Origin of the sequence: Methylococcus capsulatus, assembly GCF_036864975.1 — a bacterium.
Lineage (GTDB): Bacteria > Pseudomonadota > Gammaproteobacteria > Methylococcales > Methylococcaceae > Methylococcus.
Genome location: NZ_CP104311.1, coordinates 20,540 through 38,460 on the forward strand (window position 1 = coordinate 20,540; position 17,921 = coordinate 38,460).

The 17,921-nt window shown below is 63.6% G+C and carries 14 protein-coding genes; 3 read left to right on the forward strand and 11 right to left on the reverse strand.

Annotated features, from left to right (window positions below; genetic code table 11):
* Positions 1–68 precede the first annotated feature (68 nt).
* Genes N4J17_RS00110 through N4J17_RS00120 form a run of 3 tightly spaced genes read right to left on the reverse strand, consistent with a single transcriptional unit; the run spans position 69 to position 5,777 of the window.
* Complete coding sequence (locus N4J17_RS00110; protein ID WP_198322514.1) at positions 69–3,299, reverse strand: efflux RND transporter permease subunit; 3,231 nt, start codon at positions 3,297–3,299, stop codon at positions 69–71.
* An 18-nt stretch (positions 3,300–3,317) separates the two neighbouring features.
* Complete coding sequence (locus tag N4J17_RS00115) at positions 3,318–4,397, reverse strand: efflux RND transporter periplasmic adaptor subunit (RefSeq protein ID WP_198322513.1); 1,080 nt, start codon at positions 4,395–4,397, stop codon at positions 3,318–3,320.
* 21 nt (positions 4,398–4,418) lie between these two features.
* Positions 4,419–5,777 (reverse strand): TolC family protein, encoded by a 1,359-nt coding sequence (locus N4J17_RS00120; RefSeq protein ID WP_277458371.1) that lies wholly within the window; start codon positions 5,775–5,777, stop codon positions 4,419–4,421.
* A gap of 243 nt (positions 5,778–6,020) precedes the next feature.
* Between N4J17_RS00120 and N4J17_RS00125 the strand changes: the two genes are divergently transcribed.
* From N4J17_RS00125 to N4J17_RS00135, 3 genes are all read left to right on the forward strand, one after another.
* Positions 6,021–7,295 (forward strand): NAD(P)/FAD-dependent oxidoreductase, encoded by a 1,275-nt coding sequence (locus tag N4J17_RS00125; protein ID WP_198322512.1) that lies wholly within the window; start codon positions 6,021–6,023, stop codon positions 7,293–7,295.
* Positions 7,296–7,495: 200 nt separating this feature from the next.
* Positions 7,496–8,017, forward strand: a complete 522-nt coding sequence (gene moaB / locus N4J17_RS00130) for a molybdenum cofactor biosynthesis protein B (RefSeq protein ID WP_198322511.1) — start codon at positions 7,496–7,498, stop codon at positions 8,015–8,017.
* Positions 8,018–8,184: 167 nt separating this feature from the next.
* Entirely contained in the window at positions 8,185–9,474 is a 1,290-nt protein-coding gene (locus N4J17_RS00135) for a YhjD/YihY/BrkB family envelope integrity protein (protein ID WP_198322510.1), read from the forward strand.
* 36 nt (positions 9,475–9,510) lie between these two features.
* On the opposite strand, the gene N4J17_RS00140 is transcribed toward N4J17_RS00135, so the two are convergent.
* The 8 genes from N4J17_RS00140 to lexA all read right to left on the reverse strand — a co-directional run bounded on the left by N4J17_RS00140 (position 9,511) and on the right by lexA (position 17,814).
* On the reverse strand, positions 9,511–10,395 hold the full coding sequence (locus tag N4J17_RS00140) for an AraC family transcriptional regulator (RefSeq protein ID WP_198322509.1): 885 nt from the start codon (positions 10,393–10,395) through the stop codon (positions 9,511–9,513).
* A gap of 140 nt (positions 10,396–10,535) precedes the next feature.
* A complete protein-coding gene (locus N4J17_RS00145) occupies positions 10,536–10,787 on the reverse strand; it encodes a DUF2442 domain-containing protein (protein WP_198322508.1) in 252 nt (83 codons plus the stop codon).
* A gap of 190 nt (positions 10,788–10,977) precedes the next feature.
* A complete protein-coding gene (locus N4J17_RS00150) occupies positions 10,978–11,391 on the reverse strand; it encodes a hypothetical protein (RefSeq protein WP_198322507.1) in 414 nt (137 codons plus the stop codon).
* Positions 11,392–11,482: 91 nt separating this feature from the next.
* Complete coding sequence (locus tag N4J17_RS00155; protein ID WP_198322506.1) at positions 11,483–11,878, reverse strand: hypothetical protein; 396 nt, start codon at positions 11,876–11,878, stop codon at positions 11,483–11,485.
* Positions 11,879–12,022: 144 nt separating this feature from the next.
* Positions 12,023–15,091, reverse strand: coding sequence for an error-prone DNA polymerase (locus N4J17_RS00160; RefSeq protein ID WP_277458372.1), 3,069 nt, complete (start codon positions 15,089–15,091; stop codon positions 12,023–12,025).
* 4 nt (positions 15,092–15,095) lie between these two features.
* The gene (locus tag N4J17_RS00165) at positions 15,096–16,574 is read right to left on the reverse strand and encodes a Y-family DNA polymerase (protein WP_198322504.1); all 1,479 of its coding nucleotides are present in this window, start codon (positions 16,572–16,574) and stop codon (positions 15,096–15,098) included.
* A 7-nt stretch (positions 16,575–16,581) separates the two neighbouring features.
* Complete coding sequence (gene imuA, locus N4J17_RS00170; protein ID WP_198322503.1) at positions 16,582–17,205, reverse strand: translesion DNA synthesis-associated protein ImuA; 624 nt, start codon at positions 17,203–17,205, stop codon at positions 16,582–16,584.
* Positions 17,206–17,814 (reverse strand): transcriptional repressor LexA, encoded by a 609-nt coding sequence (lexA, locus tag N4J17_RS00175; protein ID WP_198322502.1) that lies wholly within the window; start codon positions 17,812–17,814, stop codon positions 17,206–17,208.
* Between the last annotated feature and the right edge of the window lie 107 nt (positions 17,815–17,921).

The window sequence follows — 17,921 nt, forward strand, 5'->3', positions numbered from 1 at the left end:
ATTGTTTTTGTCGTCCGGCCTCCCCCGCAGACCAATCGCTTATTGTAATCGGTCGCGCACGGGAAAAATCAGCGGGGCACCTGTCGGTTGATCATCCAGTAGACGACGGGGACGACCCACAGGGTGAACAGAGTAGAGGCGAAGATGCCGAAAATGAAACTCCAAGCCAGACCGGAGAAGATCGGATCCAGGGTGATGACAAAGGAGCCGAACATAGCGGCGCCAGCGGTGAGGAAGATAGGTCTAAGGCGAGTGGCACCGGCTTCGACCAGTGCATCGAACAGCGGCCTGCCTTGCTCCCTCAAGCGCTCGATGAAGTCGATGAGGATGATGGAATTGCGCACCACGATACCGGCCAGGGCGATCATGCCGATCATGCCGGTGGCGGTGAATAGGATGGGATTGTCGTAGCCGGCTACCGGCGAAGTAAACAGCAGGTTCAGCAGCCAGAATCCGGGCATGATGCCGATGATGGTCAGTGGTATGGCCACCATGATGACCAGGGGCATGCCAAGCGAACCGGTCTGAGCCACCAGCAGCACATAGATCATCACTAGCGCGGCGCCGAAGGCCAGCCCCAGGTCTCGGAACACATCGACGGTGATCTTCCATTCCCCTTCCCCAGCCAGGTCGACCTTGTAGCCCGCAGGCAACGGCCTGGCCTTCTCGATGTCGCCCCAGTCCAGCACCGCTTCGACCGGGGTGCGGCCGGCCATTTCGGCGGTGACGTAATTCAGGCGGAGCAGATTCTTGTGGTAGATGACCCGGTCGGCCTGGTCCTCGACCAAGGTCCCGAGCTCGCCAAGCGGCACGAGCCGGCCGTCCGCTCCCCTCACCTCGAGCGTCATGAGTTCGGCCATGGACGATCGCTCGGCGCGTGGTAGGCGGATTACGATTTCGAGCGGCTCCCGCTCTCCCCGTACATGCACGGTGCCGATGGGGTATCCGGCCGTCGCGGCTTGCAAAGCCTCAGCCAGCGCCGCCACGCTGAGTCCGTTGAGCGCTGCTTTGTCGCGATCGACCCGATAGCGGATCAGGGTCTTAGGCTCATCCACCAGATCGTCGACATCGACCATGCCGGCGATGCCGGCGATGTCGTCCCGCACCCGTTCGGTCACCCGCTCCAGCTCGGCGGGTTCGGCGTTGAGTGGCCCGTAGACTTCGGCGACGAAAGTAGAGAGCACCGGTGGCCCGGGCGGGGTTTCCACGATCTTGGCCTTGGCCCCGAAGCGCGCGGCGATGCGCTCCACCTCCGGGCGTAGCCGCAGCGCAATCTCGTGCGACTGCTGCTCACGCCGCTCCTTCGGCAGCAGACTGATGCGGATTTCGCCGACGTGGCCGCCTCGACGCAGGTAGTAATGACGCACCATGCCGTTGAAATCCATGGGCGAGGCCAGGCCCACATAAGTTTCGAAATCGGTGACTTCGTTGACCCGCGCCAGGTATTCGCCCAGCGCCCGCGCCACGGCGTCGGTGCGTTCGAGGCTGGCATCGCGCGGCATGTCGATCACCAGTTGCAGCTCGTTCTTGTTGTCGAATGGCAGCAGCTTCAGCGGCACCACCCGCGTTACGGCGAGCAGGCTCGACGCCACCAGGGCACCGACCATCAGCCAGATGAACAGCTTGGCGCGTCCGGGCCGCAACACCAAAGCGCCGAGGGTGCGGTGGTAGAACTTGTAAATGGGGCTGTCCTGCAGAGAATACGCGGCCTCGCCCGTGCCATATTCGCTCTTCAGCAGGTAATAGCTGGCCCAGGGGGTGACGGTAAAGGCGACCAGCAGTGACATCAGCATGGCGATCGGCACGTTGAAGGCCATCGGCGCCATGTAGGGCCCCATCATGCCGGTGATGAAGAACATCGGCAGGAACGAGACGATGACGGTGAATGTCGCGAAGATGGTTGGCGGCCGGACTTCGTCCACCGCGGTGATCGCGGCCTCCAGGGGTGGTTCGCGGCGCAGCTTGAAATGGCGGAAGATGTTCTCGACGTCGACGATGGGATCGTCCACCAGAAGGCCCAGCGAGAGAATCAGGGCGAACAGGGTGACGCGGTTGATGGTGTAGCCGAAGACGAGGTCGAACAGCAGGGTGATACCCAGCGTCATCGGCACCGCCAGCGCGACGATGAAGGCTTCCTTCGGCCCCAGCGCGAAAGCCAGCAGCACGATGATGGTGACGATGGCGATGAAGAGATGCTTCACCAACTCGTTGACCTTATGGTTCGCGGTCTCACCATAATCGCGCGAGATCGTCACGGTCACGTCTTCCGGGATGAGCGTGCCGTAAAGGCCCTTCACCTCCTCGATGACCCGCTCACTCACGCTGACCGCGTTGGCGCCACGGCGCTTGGCGACGGCCAGAGTCACGGCCTGGCGCTCCTCGCCGGGGCGGGCGACGGCGTTCTGGCCGACCGACCGGCTCTCCGCCGCTGCGGCACCGAAGCCGATGCGGGTGTAGCTTTCGACCTCGGCCGGCCCGTCGATCACCTCGGCCACCTCGCGCAGCCGCACCACCCGGCCGTCACGGTGACCGACGGCGGTGTCCGCGACCTCGCCGGCGGAGGCGTAATGCGGGCCGGCTTCCAGGTCGACGCTGCGATTGGCGCGGTCGAAGCTCCCGGCTTCCAGCTTGACGTTGGCGCCCCGCAATGCCTGCATCAGGCTGCCGAGATCCAGACCATGGGCCGCCAACCGGGCCGGGTCCGGATGGATCCGCACCGTCCGCCGCTGACCGCCGACTACGTAGATCCGGCCGGTATCCTCCCGAGAAGACAGCTTGTCCTTCATCTCGTCGGCCAGGCGCCGCAGCGTCGCCGCATCGTACAACGGATTGGACGAAGACAGGGTGAAGGTGAGGATGGGAACGTCGTCGATTTCCACCGGCTTGACCAGCCAGGACTCGACGATGGAAGGAATGGCGTCCTTGTTCGACATCAGCTTGCTCCACACCTTGAGCAGACTGTCCTCCCGGTCTTCACCGACGTAGAAACGCACCGTCACCATGGCCTCCCCGGCGCGGGAGGCGGAATAGACGTACTCCACCCCGTCGATCTCCCGCAGCCGGCTCTCCAGGGGCGTCGCCACCAGCTTCTCGACCTCTTCGGCCGAAGCACCCGGCGCACTGATGAAGACGTCCGCCACCGGGACCACGATCTGCGGCTCCTCTTCCCGGGGCGTCAGCAGCAAGGCCGCCGCCCCGAGCAGGAAAGAGGCGATGAGGAAGACCAGTGACAGCTTGGAAGTAATGAAAATGCGGACGATCGCCGCCGTCAGGCCCCGTTCGTCGTTGGATTTGGCCATGCGGGTTCTCCGGAACGGTCAGGGGCTCGGAATCTGGATGGTATCACCCGACTCCAGCCCCGCCAGGACTTCAAGCTGGCCATCGTGGGACCGACCGGTACGGATGTGGCGCAATACGGAACGGTCCTGTTCGACGAGGCGCACGCTCTCGATCTGGCCGATGCGCGTCACGGCAGCCGCGGGAATCAGCAGCACCTCACGCTGACCACAAGGCAGCTCCACACTGACATAGGCACCCGGCTGCCAGGCCGCGGCATCGGGCAGGCGCGCCTTGAACCAGACCGTACGGGTGGCCGGATCGGCTGCAGGGGCGAGTTCGTCCACCTCGACCGGATAGACCTGCTCGGGCGAGCCGCCCCGTGCCGTCAGTGGGACTCCGGCCCGCAGAGCCCCCGCGCAGCGCTCGGCGACCGCGCCTTCGATCCGCAGCCTGCCGCTTTCCTGCACCGTCAGCACCGGTATGCCGGGCATGGCGGTGTCGCCCCGGTCGAGTTCGCGCGACACCACGGTACCATCCACCGGCGACTTCAGTTCGGTCTCGCCAAACAGCGAACCGGCCTCAGCGATGGCATCCTGCGCCGCCTTCACCTGGGCGTTCGCGGCGCGGGCGGCGGCCTGGGCCGTTTCCAGAGTCTGGCGGGTGGCCGCTTCCTTGGCATAGAGGCTTTCGCTGCGGATCAGCTCGGCGCGGGCCCGCACTGCCTCGGCTTCGGCCGCAGCAAGCTGCGCCCTGGCCTGGCCGAGCCGGGCACCCAGCTCCTTGGCTTCCAGCCGCGCCAAGACTTCGCCCCGATGCACCCGGTCACCCACCCTGCGGGTGATCTCGGTGATACGCCCCGCGACTTTGGGCGAGATGCGCGCGACGACCCGGGCGGACACGGTAGCTGGCCAAGCGGACGTCTCCGCGATGGTCCGCGGCGCCAGTGTGTACCTCTGCCCCCTCACCGGTTCGGCCTGCTCCTCGGCCCGTAGCCCCGGCACCGCTTTACCGACGAAGCCGCCCTCCATCCAGATCAGCATCAGGACCAGGGCCGAGACGGCCACAGCGGCATACAACAGTGTCTTGCGGGAATTCGAACCGTGCGCTTGAGCGTGCATTGCTTTGTTCCTTCTATCGATCTAGCGCCAGAAACCCGAAGCCTTCTTCAGATTCGCCTCCGCGACTTCCACGGCATAGCGGGCGGCAATGGCGCGGGTCTGGGCCTGGGCGCGGTCGGCCTCGGCTTCGAGATAACGCGTCACCGTCGCCGCGCCTCCCCGGTATTGTTCATGCACCAGCCGCAGCGCTTCCTCCGCCGACCTGGCGCCCGCTTCCGCCGCGTCCTTGCGCGACAAGGCTTCCTCGAGCTGCAAATAGGCCTTGCGTACTTCCTCTTCGATTTCCAGCCGGGTGCGCATTTCCAGCGCCTGGGCTTCCGTCAGTCGCTTCTCGGCGGCGGAAATCCGGGCCGTGACCGCGCCGCCTGCGTAGAGATCGAGTTCGGCGCTGACACCCAGCGTGACGTTGCCCTGCTCCGTGGAAAAGCCGGGCGTCCGACTGTTCTGACCGTAGGCCGCAAAGGCATTGACTCTGGGCAACCGCGCGCCCCGCTCCATGTCGAGCTCGTGCTGACGCAGGGCAACCTGGCTGGTGGCCGCCTGCATTTCCGGCCGCTGAGACAGGGCCTGGGCCAGCACTTTTTCCATCCTCTCCCGGCCTGCGGCACCGCTGGCGGCCGGCTCCACCGCCTCCAGGCTGGCCGCCGATTCGCCACCGAGCAGGGTTTTGATGGCGGCGCGGGCGAGTTCGACCGAGTTCAGCGCGTGGGTTTCGTTTTCGCGGGACTGCGCCAGCCGGACTTCCAGCGAGAGCACGTCGGATTTGAGGCTGGAACCGGCCTGATACCGGTGGCGCGTGTGTTCGAGTTCGCTGGTGACCGCTTCCACCGATTTCTTCGAGACCTCGACCTGACGCGGCGCTTCGAGCAGCGCGTAATAGGCGGCGGTCACCGCCGCTGCCAGCTGGTTGCGCAGGGCCGAGTGCTCCAATTCCGCGACCTCGACGCCCAGTTCGGCCGCCTTCTTACGGTAATAGTCCTGGCCACCGCGAAAGATCGACCAGGTCGTGAACACCTCCGGGCGGAAGTTCTCGACATAGCCCGGATGGTTGATGTTCATGTCGAAATTGAAGCGGCGCTGGGCTACCACATAGGAGAACGCCAGTGCCGGATTGTCCGAATAGTCATAGCCGACGCGTGCGGTGAGGCGGGGATAAAACGCCGCAGCGGCTTCCTCGACGCTGGCCTGGGCCTGGCCCAGCCGGGCCTCGGCGGCATGGATGTCCGGATTCCTTTCCCAGGCCAGTTCGATGGCCTGCTGCAAGGTCAGCCGAGCCCCCCCGGCGGCGGGAAAAACCGGCGGACTCCCGAGCACCAGTGCCAATAGGACCGGAGAGAACCGCATCCGAAAACGGCCAGACCTGATTTCTATCGAATTCATGAGCGCAACGCTGCGTGTCGATGTCGACGGTTCCCGGCGGGAAATTCTTTATGAATGATAGCCAGTTCCACCGCGTGGAACTACCAGCCCCTTTGCCTGATCCGGGCTTGTTTTAAATTTTAGCATTTGCTAATATTCTCGACAAGCGGTCGGTATACGAGCAGAATTTCCAACCGATCGTCGACAGCGTTGCCCAACAACACCATCAAGTACGCAGAAGGACTGCGCGGGAGGAAAAACGCAATGGCTCGAATCGTCATACTCGGCGCCGGCATCGGCGGTATCCCCATGGCCCTGGAAATGAAGCACCTCGCCCGCAAAAAACAAGATGAGGTGGTGCTCATCTCCGACAGCCCCACCTTCCACTTCGTCCCCTCCAATCCCTGGGTCGCGGTCGGTTGGCGTAAGCCGGAGGACATCAAGGTCGAACTCGCCCCCATGCTGAAGAAACGCAAGATCGAGTTCATCCAGCAGAAGGCGACCAAGGTCGATCCGGCCAACAACCGCATCGAACTCGCCGACGGCAACTCCGTGAACTACGATTTCCTCGTCATCGCTACAGGCCCCCGCCTCGCATTCGACGAAGTGCCGGGCTTCGGCCCGCATGGCCACACCCAGTCGGTCTGCCACGTCGATCACGCCGCCGAAGCCCTGGAGTTCTGGGATGGCTTCGTCAAGGACCCCGGCCCGATCGTGGTCGGCTCGGTGCAGGGCGCCTCCTGCTTCGGCCCGGCCTACGAATACGCCTTCATCGCTGACACCGACCTGCGCCGCCGCAAGATCCGCGACAAGGTGCCGATGACCTTCGTCACCTCCGAACCCTATATCGGCCATCTCGGCTTGGGCGGGGTGGGCGACTCCAAGGGCCTCCTGGAAAGCGAGATGCGCGACCGCCACATCAAATGGATCACCAATGCCAAGGTCGACAAGATCGAGGATGGCAAGATGTTCGTCACCGAAGTCGACGACGACGGCAAGGAAAAGAAAAAGCACGAACTGCCGTTCAAGCACAGCATGATGATTCCGGCCTTTACCGGCATCGACGCGGTGCGCGGCATCGAGGGCCTGGTCAACCCGCGCGGCTTCGTCCTGGTCGACGAATACCAGCGTAACCCCACTTTCAAGAACGTCTATTCGGTCGGCGTGTGCATCGCGATTCCGCCGCTGGAACAGACCCCGGTGCCCACCGGCGTGCCCAAGACCGGCTACATGATCGAGTCCATGGTCACCGCCACCGCGCACAATATCCGCGCCGAACTCGACGGCAAGGAGCCCAGCTTCAAGGGCACCTGGGCCGCGCTGTGCCTGGCCGACATGGGCGACACCGGTGCCGCCTTCATCGCCCAGCCGCAGATCCCGCCGCGCAACGTCACCTGGGCCAAGAAAGGGCGTTGGGTGCATCTGGCCAAGATCGCCTTCGAAAAGTACTTCATCCGCAAGGTGAGGAAAGGCATCAGCGAACCCATCTACGAACGCTTGGGGCTAAAGGCTCTGGGCATCGTCCGGTTGAAGAACTAAAGCATTGCTATGAAATAAGCTCTGCAAAATTAACCCGATACGGCTCGTCTTTCCGGCAGGGAGTGCCGGAACCCAGAAGCCAGGGATGGCTAGGCCTATACATCCATGTAACCTGGATGCCGGCACTCGCCAGAGCGCGTAGTGAATCCATGCCGGCATGACGTCGCAAATCGCAAGATTTATTTTGTTACACCTACCAAATGACCGCCGACCGCGAATTCCTTCCGCTCGACATCGCCGTACTCACGGTTTCCGACACCCGTACCGAAGACAACGACAGTTCCGGCAGGATCCTGGTCGAACGCCTCACCGAGGCCGGCCACCGCCTGGCCGAGAAATCCATCGTGCCGGACGACGTCTACCGCATCCGGGCGGTGGTCTCCAAGTGGATCGCCGATCCCGGAATCCAGGCCGTCATCAGCACCGGCGGCACTGGCGTCACCGGCCGCGACGGCACCCCCGAAGCCATCTCGGTGCTGTTCGACAAGACCCTGGACGGCTTCGGCGAAGTGTTCCGCGCCGTCTCCTACCAGGAAATCGGCACATCCACCATCCAGTCGCGCGCCATCGCCGGCGTCGCCAACGGCACCTACATCTTCGCCCTCCCCGGCTCCTCCGGCGCCTGCCGCACCGCCTGGGACAAGCTCATCCGCCAGCAGCTCGACTTCCGCACCCGCCCCTGCAACCTCGCCGAATTGATACCGCGGCTGGGGGAAAAATAAGCGAAAAACCGGGCATCCGGCCTCGTCGTCGGACCTCCCCCCAGCAAATCGACGCGGACAAGCGCGTTGGCATAGACTGAACTCCCGGGCAGGGGCCGAGTCCGGCTTGCCGGTCGAGGAGTCCGTAACGCGCTCGGGGCCACTGCTTACCACCGAGAGCCAAGCCCATGAAATCCCCCGAGCGCTTGTTCCCCGTTGTCAGGCCGCAAGTCGCGGACACCTTCAAGGTACTAAAACTGCTGGCTATGGTGCTGCTGCGCGAGTACCGCGAAGGCGGGATCAGGCACCGGGCGATGAGCCTGGTCTATACCAGCCTGCTCTCCTTGGCGCCGCTGCTGGCGGTGAGCTTTTCGGTGCTCAAGGCGTTCGGCGTGCACAACGAGATACAGCCGCTGCTCCTCGAAATGCTGGCCCCCTTGGGCGAAAAAGCGAAAGAGGTCACCGATAACATCATCGGCTTCGTCGGGAACATCCAGGTGGGCGTTCTGGGCTTCGTCGGCTTTGTGATGTTGTTCTACACCGTGGTGTCGCTGCTGGAGCAGATCGAAGACAGCTTCAATCACATCTGGCGGGTATCCAGGACGCGCCCGCTGTACCGCCAGTTCAGCGACTACCTCAGCATCGTCCTGATCGGTCCGGTACTGCTGTTTTCCGCTGTCGGCATCGCGGCCTCGATGAGCAGCATGGAAATCGTACAGCGGCTGATCGCTCTGGAGCCCTTCGGCACGGCCTACTATCTGGCCGGCATCGCCCTGCCCTATGTGCTGATTGTCGCCGCCTTCACCTTCGCCTATTCGTTCATACCCAACACCACGGTGAAATGGCGGCCCGCGCTGGCGGGGGGGCTGTTCGCCGGCCTGAGCTGGAAAGCGACGGGCTTTCTGTTCGCCGAGTTCACGGTCAATTCCGCCCATTACAGCGCCATCTATTCCGGCTTTGCCGTCATCCTCCTCTCCATGATCTGGCTGTACCTCAGTTGGCTCATCCTGCTGCTGGGGAGCGTCGTGTCCTTCCATATCCAGTTTCCCCACTATCTCGGCTACGGCGGCCGGCGGCCCCACTTGAGTCCGCAATCCCAGGAGCGCCTCGCCCTGCTGCTCATGATCCTGATCGGGCGAAGCCATGCGCGCGGCGAGCCTGCCTGCACGCTGCCCGGCCTGGCGGATCAAGTGAATCTGCCTTGGGAAGCCGTGGCGGACCCGCTGGAATGCCTGAAACGGCACGGCCTGTTGTTAAGCCTGAATGGCGAGCAGAAAGCTTACGTTCTCGCGCGGGATACCGATGCGATCCTGCTGAGCGAAGTGGTGGAGGCGGTTCGAACTGCGGGCGATCAGCCGGTCCTGACTCTTCAAGACGAACCCGACGCCGTCCGGGGAATCCTGGCAGCCGTCGACCGCAGCCCGGAAATGACGCTGGGAAACCGCAGTTTGCGGGACGTCGTTCGGATCGAGGAATAGCACCTCCCGGACGCGTCCCATCTCCGCTTTTCCAGGCTACCTGAGCGGCAGAAATACGTCGGTAACCGCTTCGCTCTCTGCGACGTCCGGAAAGAATTCTATCCGCTGCAGATACACCGGGAAATCCCGCAACGCCTCTCCGCTTTGCGGAAGCCATTCCGAATAGAGATACCGCACCGTTTCCGGCAGGGTATCGTCGGAACCGACATGCCGCAGCACGGCGCAGCGGCCGCCCGGAATCGTCTTCGCAACGACGCCGAATTCGTTCTCCGCCACCTGCCGCTCGGTCGCGGCGCAGAGGTCCAACCGGAAGTCCCTCGGCGCCACGACCGCCGGGTCGTCGTAAAGAATGTTGAACGTGGCGCTGATTCGAGGCGGCAGACCGTTCCGCCTGCGCCAGGCGATGAAGCTTCGTATGGAATCGCCGATCAGTCGCGGATCGCCGCGATGCTCGAGAACGGCAACTTTCGTGTCATCCACGTCGATGATCCTGATCTGTTCGGCTTGCTTTGCAGACGGCATGTGAAGGCTCCTCAGTTGGCTCAAAGGTTGGTAGGTCGCATGCCAAGGAACCCACTGCGGCTGCCGCCTGAATTCGGACGGCGATTGCCCGACACTCTTCTTGAACGCCCGGGCGAACGACTCCGGCCTTTCGTAGCCGCCAGCCAATGCTATGTCGATGATCGGGCGATCGCTGCGGAACGCAAGCTGATAGGCGGCGATCTTCAGACGACGGAGCTGGACGTATTGGTACACCCCGATGCCGAAAAGAGTGGCGAACTGCCGCTGAAAATGATATTTCGAGAAGGCGGCGACGCCGCAGAGCCTGTCCAGCGTGAGATCACCGTCCAGGTTCGCATCGACATACTCGAGCACCTTGCGGAATCTGGCGCGGTATCTGTCCAAGCTTGTTGCACTCAACGAAATATCTCCTTGGCGACCGCCAGTTTAGCGCCCTGAATTCAATAATGCCTGACAGAAATTGCTGAATCGGTGGAGTCGCGCCTTGATACACAACGAATTGGCAGGATGTGCCGAACGAAGGGAGGCACATCGCTCGCTTAAATGGGCTCTTGTTCAATTTCCTCCATGCATGCGACGAGGGTTTCCGGCGCGATGTCCTGTTCATGAAGCCAAGTCACCGCTCCCAAAAAAATCCCGACCTGATTAAAATAATCTTTGTCGCGCAGCTCTCGAAAAGCTTCTCCGTCGAGATACGGCTTAAGATCGAAGATGCCTTTGCGACCGTCCTCAATCTCTACATATATGCGATAATCATCCAGTGGTTTTACCGTTCTTACATCCCAATACATTAATTACCTCACAGTGGTGCGATTTTACGTGGATTCTCTCCAGCAATGGGAAACCCTTAGAATCCGCAGGCTGTGCCGAACGAAGGGCACCACCCTGAGCTTGGTGCCGTTCGCTCGCGACAGGACATATGCCAACGTCTTGGCCTATTCTATCGCTCGAATGATGCGATTCCTTTCGTCAGCGCATCTACTACTCAAGGTCAATTTCTCCAACGTGAACTGCCCATACTACAGCTCCTGCGCCAACAGCAACGAACAAACCTCCCCACACAGCCCACCAATCTCTGACCATAAGTGCTGGGAATAGGAGAAAACCCGACACAACTATGCCTGTGCCACCCAAGATAAACGCGACAATCACTCTACGTACCGGCGCTATCTTTGCTCCAACGTAGACAAATGCTATACCAATAGCCGCATGGCCAGCGGTCATGAAATATAGCTTTCCTATAAAATCGTCTGGAGTTACCCCCACTGATCCAAGTGAAAATCGACCGAGAATATTTACGGCGATCCAGGCCAGCCATGCAGCCAGAACAGCTATTGGTAACAAACCAAACCAGCGAAGTACGTCATACACCTTGTTTGATGGTTCTTTTCTCATGTTTTTATAGCCAAAATGTTGTCTTTGAATCTCGCAGCCAGAGAACTTCGGCGAACAACACCTAGTTTCCATCTTCGGCTAGACAATTTGGTTATGCCCCTGACTTCTCAACTACATCCGAAACCTCTGTTATATAAAAATTGACACTCTCCCGTGCCGCGTAGTCGAAGAATTTCTTAAGATTTACATTATCAAGAATACCAGACTCAAGAGACAGAGGATTTTGCTTTCCATGCGCACGAACAGATCGGCCAACCTCTCGAATTTCTGCATCAGTTTCTAAAGTCGCGATGCCAGATTTTAGCAACCCGTCTAGGCCTGACGCCTTATGTTTTGTATCGAATTCTAAATATACATTTATTACGCGATCTATTCTTACGCCCCTGTCTTTCATTCTGTGGTGTGCTTCTGTGCGCTGCACACCTGCGAAATAGGTAAGGACCGAAATAAACAAACCGCCAATCGACAAAAGCAATTCATTACTCATTTTTGGACCAACCCTACTAGAGAAAATTAGTTAATTAAACCAAATATGTCTTCATTGTCAAATGCCGAGTTCAGCCGGTATCGAGAACAGGTTTCGCCAAACAAGCTGGAGATTTCCGAGTACGGCACCCTTAAATTTGTGGCGTTACTGAAAATCCCTGGACTTTACCACCAACCCGTCCAGCCATTTTCCGATATCTTCCAGCCGCCCGGCGACGAGGTGCAATACGCCCTCCTCCTGCTGCACGGTGCCGGATACCGCGAGGAGCTGGGCGCGCAGCAGCGCACGGCGTTGGGCCTGGGCGGTGGCGGGCCAGACGATGAGGTTGATCTGGCCGGTTTCGTCTTCGATCGTGACGAAGGTGGTGCCGTTGGCGGTCATGGGGCGCTGCCGGCAGACCACGAGACCGGCGACGCGGGCGATGGCGCCGTTTCTCACCTGCCATAGCGCTTCGGCGGTGCGGAAGCCGCGGCGGTCCAGCCGCTCCCGCAGTAGGCTCAAGGGATGGCGGCGCAGGCTGGCGCCGGCGGCAGCGTAGTCGGCGATGACGTCCTCGACTTCGCCCGGTTTCCTCAGCAAGGGCTCGGCTTCGGCGAATTGCGGTTCGGCATAGAGCGGGGTCGGTGCTTCCACGCCGGCGGCTTCCCAGAAGGCGCGATGGCGGTGGCCGCCGAGTCCGTGCAGGGCGTCGGCGGCGGCCAGCGCTTCCAGCTCGCGGCGGTCGAGCCGGGCGCGGGTGGCTAGATCCTGGGCACTTTGGAATAGTCCCTGCCGGCGGGCTTCGCTCAGACGTTGCGCCGCCGCGGACGAAAATCCGTTGACCAGGCGCAAGCCCAGCCGAAGGGCCGGAATGGGCGAGTCGCCCGGCTCCAGCGTGCAGTCCCAGGCGCTGTGGTTGACGTCGATCGGCCGCACTTCGACGCCGTGGCGGCGGGCATCCTGGATGAGCTGGGAGGGGCCGTAAAAGCCCATGGGCTGGCTGTTGAGGAGGGCGCAGGCGAAAGCGGCGGGATGGTGGCACTTGAGCCAAGCCGAGACATAGGCCAGGAGAGCGAAGCTAGCGGAGTGCGATTCGGGAAAGCCGTATTCGCCGAAGCCCTGAATCTGGCGGTAGATCTGGCGGGCGAAACGCTCTTCGTAGCCGCGTTCGCGCATCCCGTCCATCAGCTTCTTTTCGAACGACTCCAGCCCGTCTTTACGGTGCCAGGCGGCCATGGCGCGGCGCAGCTGGTCAGCCTCGCCCGGCGTGAATCCGGCGGCCACCATGGCCAGTTGCATCACCTGCTCCTGGAAGATCGGCACGCCCAGCGTCCGCTTCAGCACCTTCTCCACCTCGGGGCTGGGGTAGGACACCGGCTCCAGCCCGGCCCGCCGGGTCAGGTAAGGATGCACCATGTCGCCCTGAATCGGTCCGGGCCGGACGATGGCGATCTGGATCACCAGGTCATAGTAGTTCCTGGGCCGCAGCCGCGGCAGCATACTCATCTGCGCCCGCGATTCCACCTGAAACACGCCGATGCTGTCGGCCCGCTGCAGCATCTCGTACACCGCCGGGTCTTCTGGCGGGATGTCGGCCAGCGTGAACGGCCGGCCCCGCCCTTCGGCCACATAGGCCAGCGCCTTGCGGATCGCGGTTAGCATACCCAAGGAAAGGACGTCGACCTTGAGGAGACCCAAGGATTCCAGGTCGTCCTTGTCCCACTGAATCACGGTGCGCTCGGGCATGGCGGCGTTTTCCACCGGCACCCAGTGCGACAAATCCTCGGCGGCGATGACGAAGCCGCCCACGTGCTGGGACAGATGACGGGGAAAACCCACCAGCATCTGCACCAGGGCCAGCAGACGCCGCACCGCCGGGCTTTCGGGCGCGAGCCCGGCTTCGGCCAGGCGTTCCGGCAGCATCTCTGCAGTGCCGTGGCGGTCGAGCACACGCGCCAGGGCGTCGATCCGCGACGGCGACAGGCCCAGGGCCCGGGCGACGTCGCGCACCGCGCTCCTGACGCGGTAAGTGATGAGGCTGGCCGCCAGCGCCGCCCGGTGGCGACCGTACTTGCGGTAGATGTACTGGATAACCTCCTCGCGCCGCTCGTGTTCGAAATCCACGTCGATGTCGGGCGGCTCATTGCGCTCCCGTGAGATGAAACGCTCGAACAACAGATCGAGCCGCGCCGGGTCGACCTCGGTGATGCCGAGGCAATAGCACACGGCCGAATTGGCCGCCGATCCCCTGCCCTGGCACAGGATGCCGCGGCTGCGGGCGAACTGGACCACGTCGTGCACGGTCAGGAAGAACGGCTCGTAGGCCATGGCGCCGATCAGTTCCAACTCGTGCTCGACCTGCCGCCGTACCTTGTCCGGCGCGCCCTCCGGCCAGCGTTTGGCCATGCCTTGCCAGGTCAGCTCGCGCAGCCAGGCAATGGCCGTGTAGCCGTCCGGCACCAGCTCGGCTGGGTATTCGTAACGCAATTCGTCCAGCGAAAACCGGCAGCGTTCGGCGATGCGCAGCGATTCTTCAAGCAGCGCCCGTGGATAAATCCGCGCCAGGGATTCGATGGATCGCAGATGGCGTTCCCCGTTCGGAAACAGCGCGTAGCCGAGTTCCGCCAGCGGCCGGCCGAGGCGGATGGCGGTCAGGGTATCCTGCAGCGGCTGGCGCTCGCGGACGTGCATGTGGACGTCGTTGCAGGCGACCAGCGGCAGCCCCAGCCGTTCGCCCAGCGCCTGCAGGACGGAGAGGCGCCGGCCGTCCCCGCCGTTCAGGAACAGCTCGACGCCGATCCAGCAGCGGGCCGGGAACAATCGCGCCAGCCAGGTGCCGGTTTCATCATCGGGCACCTCTTCCGGCAACCAGATTGCAAGACAATGGTCGAGGCGGTGGGTTTCGATCTGGCCGCGGAGCAGCCGGTATCCCCCTTTCTCCGCCGCCCGCCGCCCCAAAGTGATAAAAGCCGCGAGCTGGCCGTAGCCGAGGCGGTCCAGCGCCAGCAGCACCAGCTTGGGACCGTCCTCCAGGCGGAATTCGCTGCCGACGATGAGTTTGAAGCCGAGCGTTTTGGCCTCGGCATGGGCGCGTACCACGCCGGCCAGCGAGCATTCATCGGTGAGCGCCAGCGCCGCATAGCCCTGACGGGCCGCTTCGGCGACCAGTTCCTTGGGATGCGAAGCGCCGCGCAGGAAGCTGAAGTTGCTCAAGGCATGCAGCTCGGCGAACATCGCTTCAGCCGAACAGGCCGTGCAGATGCCAGGGGCCCGCCGTGCCGACATCGCGGTAGACCCACAACCGCGCCCCGCCACCATCGACCGCCACGTGATAATCGCGCCGCACCGGCCCGCCGTCCCACCAGCCGGTTTCGATCCGCTCGCACTCGGGCAGGATACGGATGTCCTGCCCGGGTAGACGCCGAGGCCGCGGCAGCAGCCACAAGGGCCGGGGCGATCGCGCCGCTTCAGCGCTGCGGGGCGCATTGCCGGATTCCGTACCCTCCGGGCGGTGATCGGCGCGAAGCATGGGCTGGCGCAAGGACTGCGGTCCCAGCCGGGCCTGGAGGCGGTCGAGTAGAGCGTCCCAGCCTTCCCCGCTGGCCGCCTCGGGCGCGAACAGATCCGCCATCGGCAGCGTGAACGGCTGAAGACCGGCGCTTTGCAGCAGCACCCCCTGGACGGGGGCGGGCAGCGCCACTCGATCCAGCCGCTCCCGCAGCAGGGCCGCGAAATGCCGCGCTTCCCGCCCTGGCCGACGCAAACCCAGGCAGACGCGGGTCGGCACGACCTGGGGATGTCGCAGTTCGAGCTCCAGCTCGGCGGCAACGACATCGCGGCTCCGCAGGAAAGCCTCGAATTCCGCCAGCAGCGCTTCGACCAACGGGAAGACCCGGATCAGTCCCTCGGTTTCCACTGCCAGTTCTCGCGCGGCCCGGAACCGCGGCGGGGCATGGAACTGCCGCAGCGGCTGCGGGCGGCTGCCCACGACCTCGTCCAGCCGCCGAAGCAAATCGCGGCCGTAGCGGCGCGCCAAGCCTTCCCGCGGCATGCGCCAGAGATCGCGCAGCACCCGCAGTCCGGCACGGGCCAGGCGGCCGGTGAGCTTATCGTCGATACCCAGCGCGGCGATGGACAGATCGCCCAGTACGGAACGCAACGCCTCGGCCTCGAGTACCGGCGTGGAGAACCCCGCCCGCGCCAGCAGCCAGGCCGCCGCGGGCGTCGGTGCCAGACCGCATTGCACCGCGTAGCCGTCCGCCGCGCAAACCTGCCGCGCCGCTTCGGTCAGCCGTGCCGACCCGCCGAACAGCCGCAGGCTGCCGCGCACCTCCAGTTGGAGGGTGGCCGGGAAGTCCAGGCTGATCCAGGGCGTGAATCGCAAGCAGCGTTCCGCCAAATGTGAAAGGACACGCTGCTCGGCCTCCGGATCACGGTTCACTGCCGTCAGCCGGGGACAGAGCGCCTGGGCTTCGGCCAAGGCCATGGCGGGGGCGACACCCCGCGCAGCGGCTGCCGCCGAAGCACTGTGAACCCGGAGCCGGCCATCAGCGGGCTCGGTGACGGCGACCGGCTCCGACCCCGCCGCCCCCAAGGCCTCCAGCGCAAGGGCGGGGAAATGCAGCGCCAGCCAGAGCGGCGCGGCCTCGGCCGCGGGGGCTTCGCATGGCGGTTCCGCCGGAAGAGAGGGGAAATGATAAGCGCGCGCCAGTGCCATGGTACCCTCAAAGCATCAACTGGACGCGTGCCCCGCCGAATCCGCCGCGAGCTTTGAGTATCCGCAGTTCCAGTCCGCCTTCGCAGACTCCGAGACTCAGGCGCAACGCCGCTGTCGTGCCGCCGGCGGCACCGTCGGAGAACAGCATACCGAGCGCGCCGCTTTCCGCCGCCGCCAATTGCAGACGGCGCCAGACGGAGGGCGGCAGCGTCCGGGGCCAGGCCAGCACCAGACCGGTTTCCGGATGACGCAACAAAAGCTCCAGTGCCCAGGCCAGATCCCGCCGCCGATCCGCGACCGCCACCACCAACATCCGGCCGATCTCGACTCCGGCCTGGACCAGTGCCGGCGCGTAAGGCTCGAACGGCGGCGCGACCCACACCAACCGGCGGCCGTCCCCGGCGATGCGTCGCATCAGCGGCAGCAGCAGCCGCAGTTCGCCGATACCTTGGGCCGGGGTGATGATCTCGGTCAGCGCACCCGCCGGCCAGCCGCCGGCCGGCAGCACCGCATCCAGTGCCGCATGGCCGCTGGGGATGACCGGCGCCCGCCAGGAGTGTGGCCGGCGCCCGCGCCAGATCCGGGGGTCGCGGTCCAGCAGCTCGGCCAGTGCCTCCGTTTTCCTGGCCATTCAGTCCACCCGCGTGCGGATCACGCCGACCACGATACCTTCGATGCAAAGCGGCTGGCGTTCCGGATCGACGGCGATGACGGAAAACTCCGGATTGGCGGGCTCCAGGTAGGCCACGGCGCCTTCCAGCCGCAAGCGCTTCACAGTCACCTCGTCATGGATCCGCGCCACTACGATCTGGCCGGAGCGGGCTTCCCGCGCCTGCTGCACCACCAGCAGATCACCGTCGATGATGCCGGCGTCGCGCATACTCATGCCCTGGACCCGCAACAGATAATCGCCTTTGTGCTCGAACAGCTCCGGCCCCAGCCGGCAGTGGCGCTCGACCTGGGCATCGGTCAGCAGCGGCCGTCCCGCCGCAACCTTACCGATCAGGGGCAGGCCGGACTCCTCGGCCCTGGCGAGCAGGCGGATGCCGCGCGATGCGGAGGGGATCAGCTCGATCGCACCTTTACGCTCAAGCGCGCGCAACTGCTCGCGCACGCCGTGGGGCGAACTGACGCCGATGGCGCGGGCGATCTCGGCGATGGTGGGTGGAAAACCTTCGTTCTCCACGCTGCGGCGGATGCAGTCCAGGATTTCGCGCTGGCGGATGGTCAGGGGTTTCATGCTCGGCATACGGATACTGTTTTTATGAACAGTATTCGATCGGTCCCGTCCCGTCAATCGGTCAACCATCCCCAGCCGATCAGACTGCCCCGCTGCGGCATACGCCA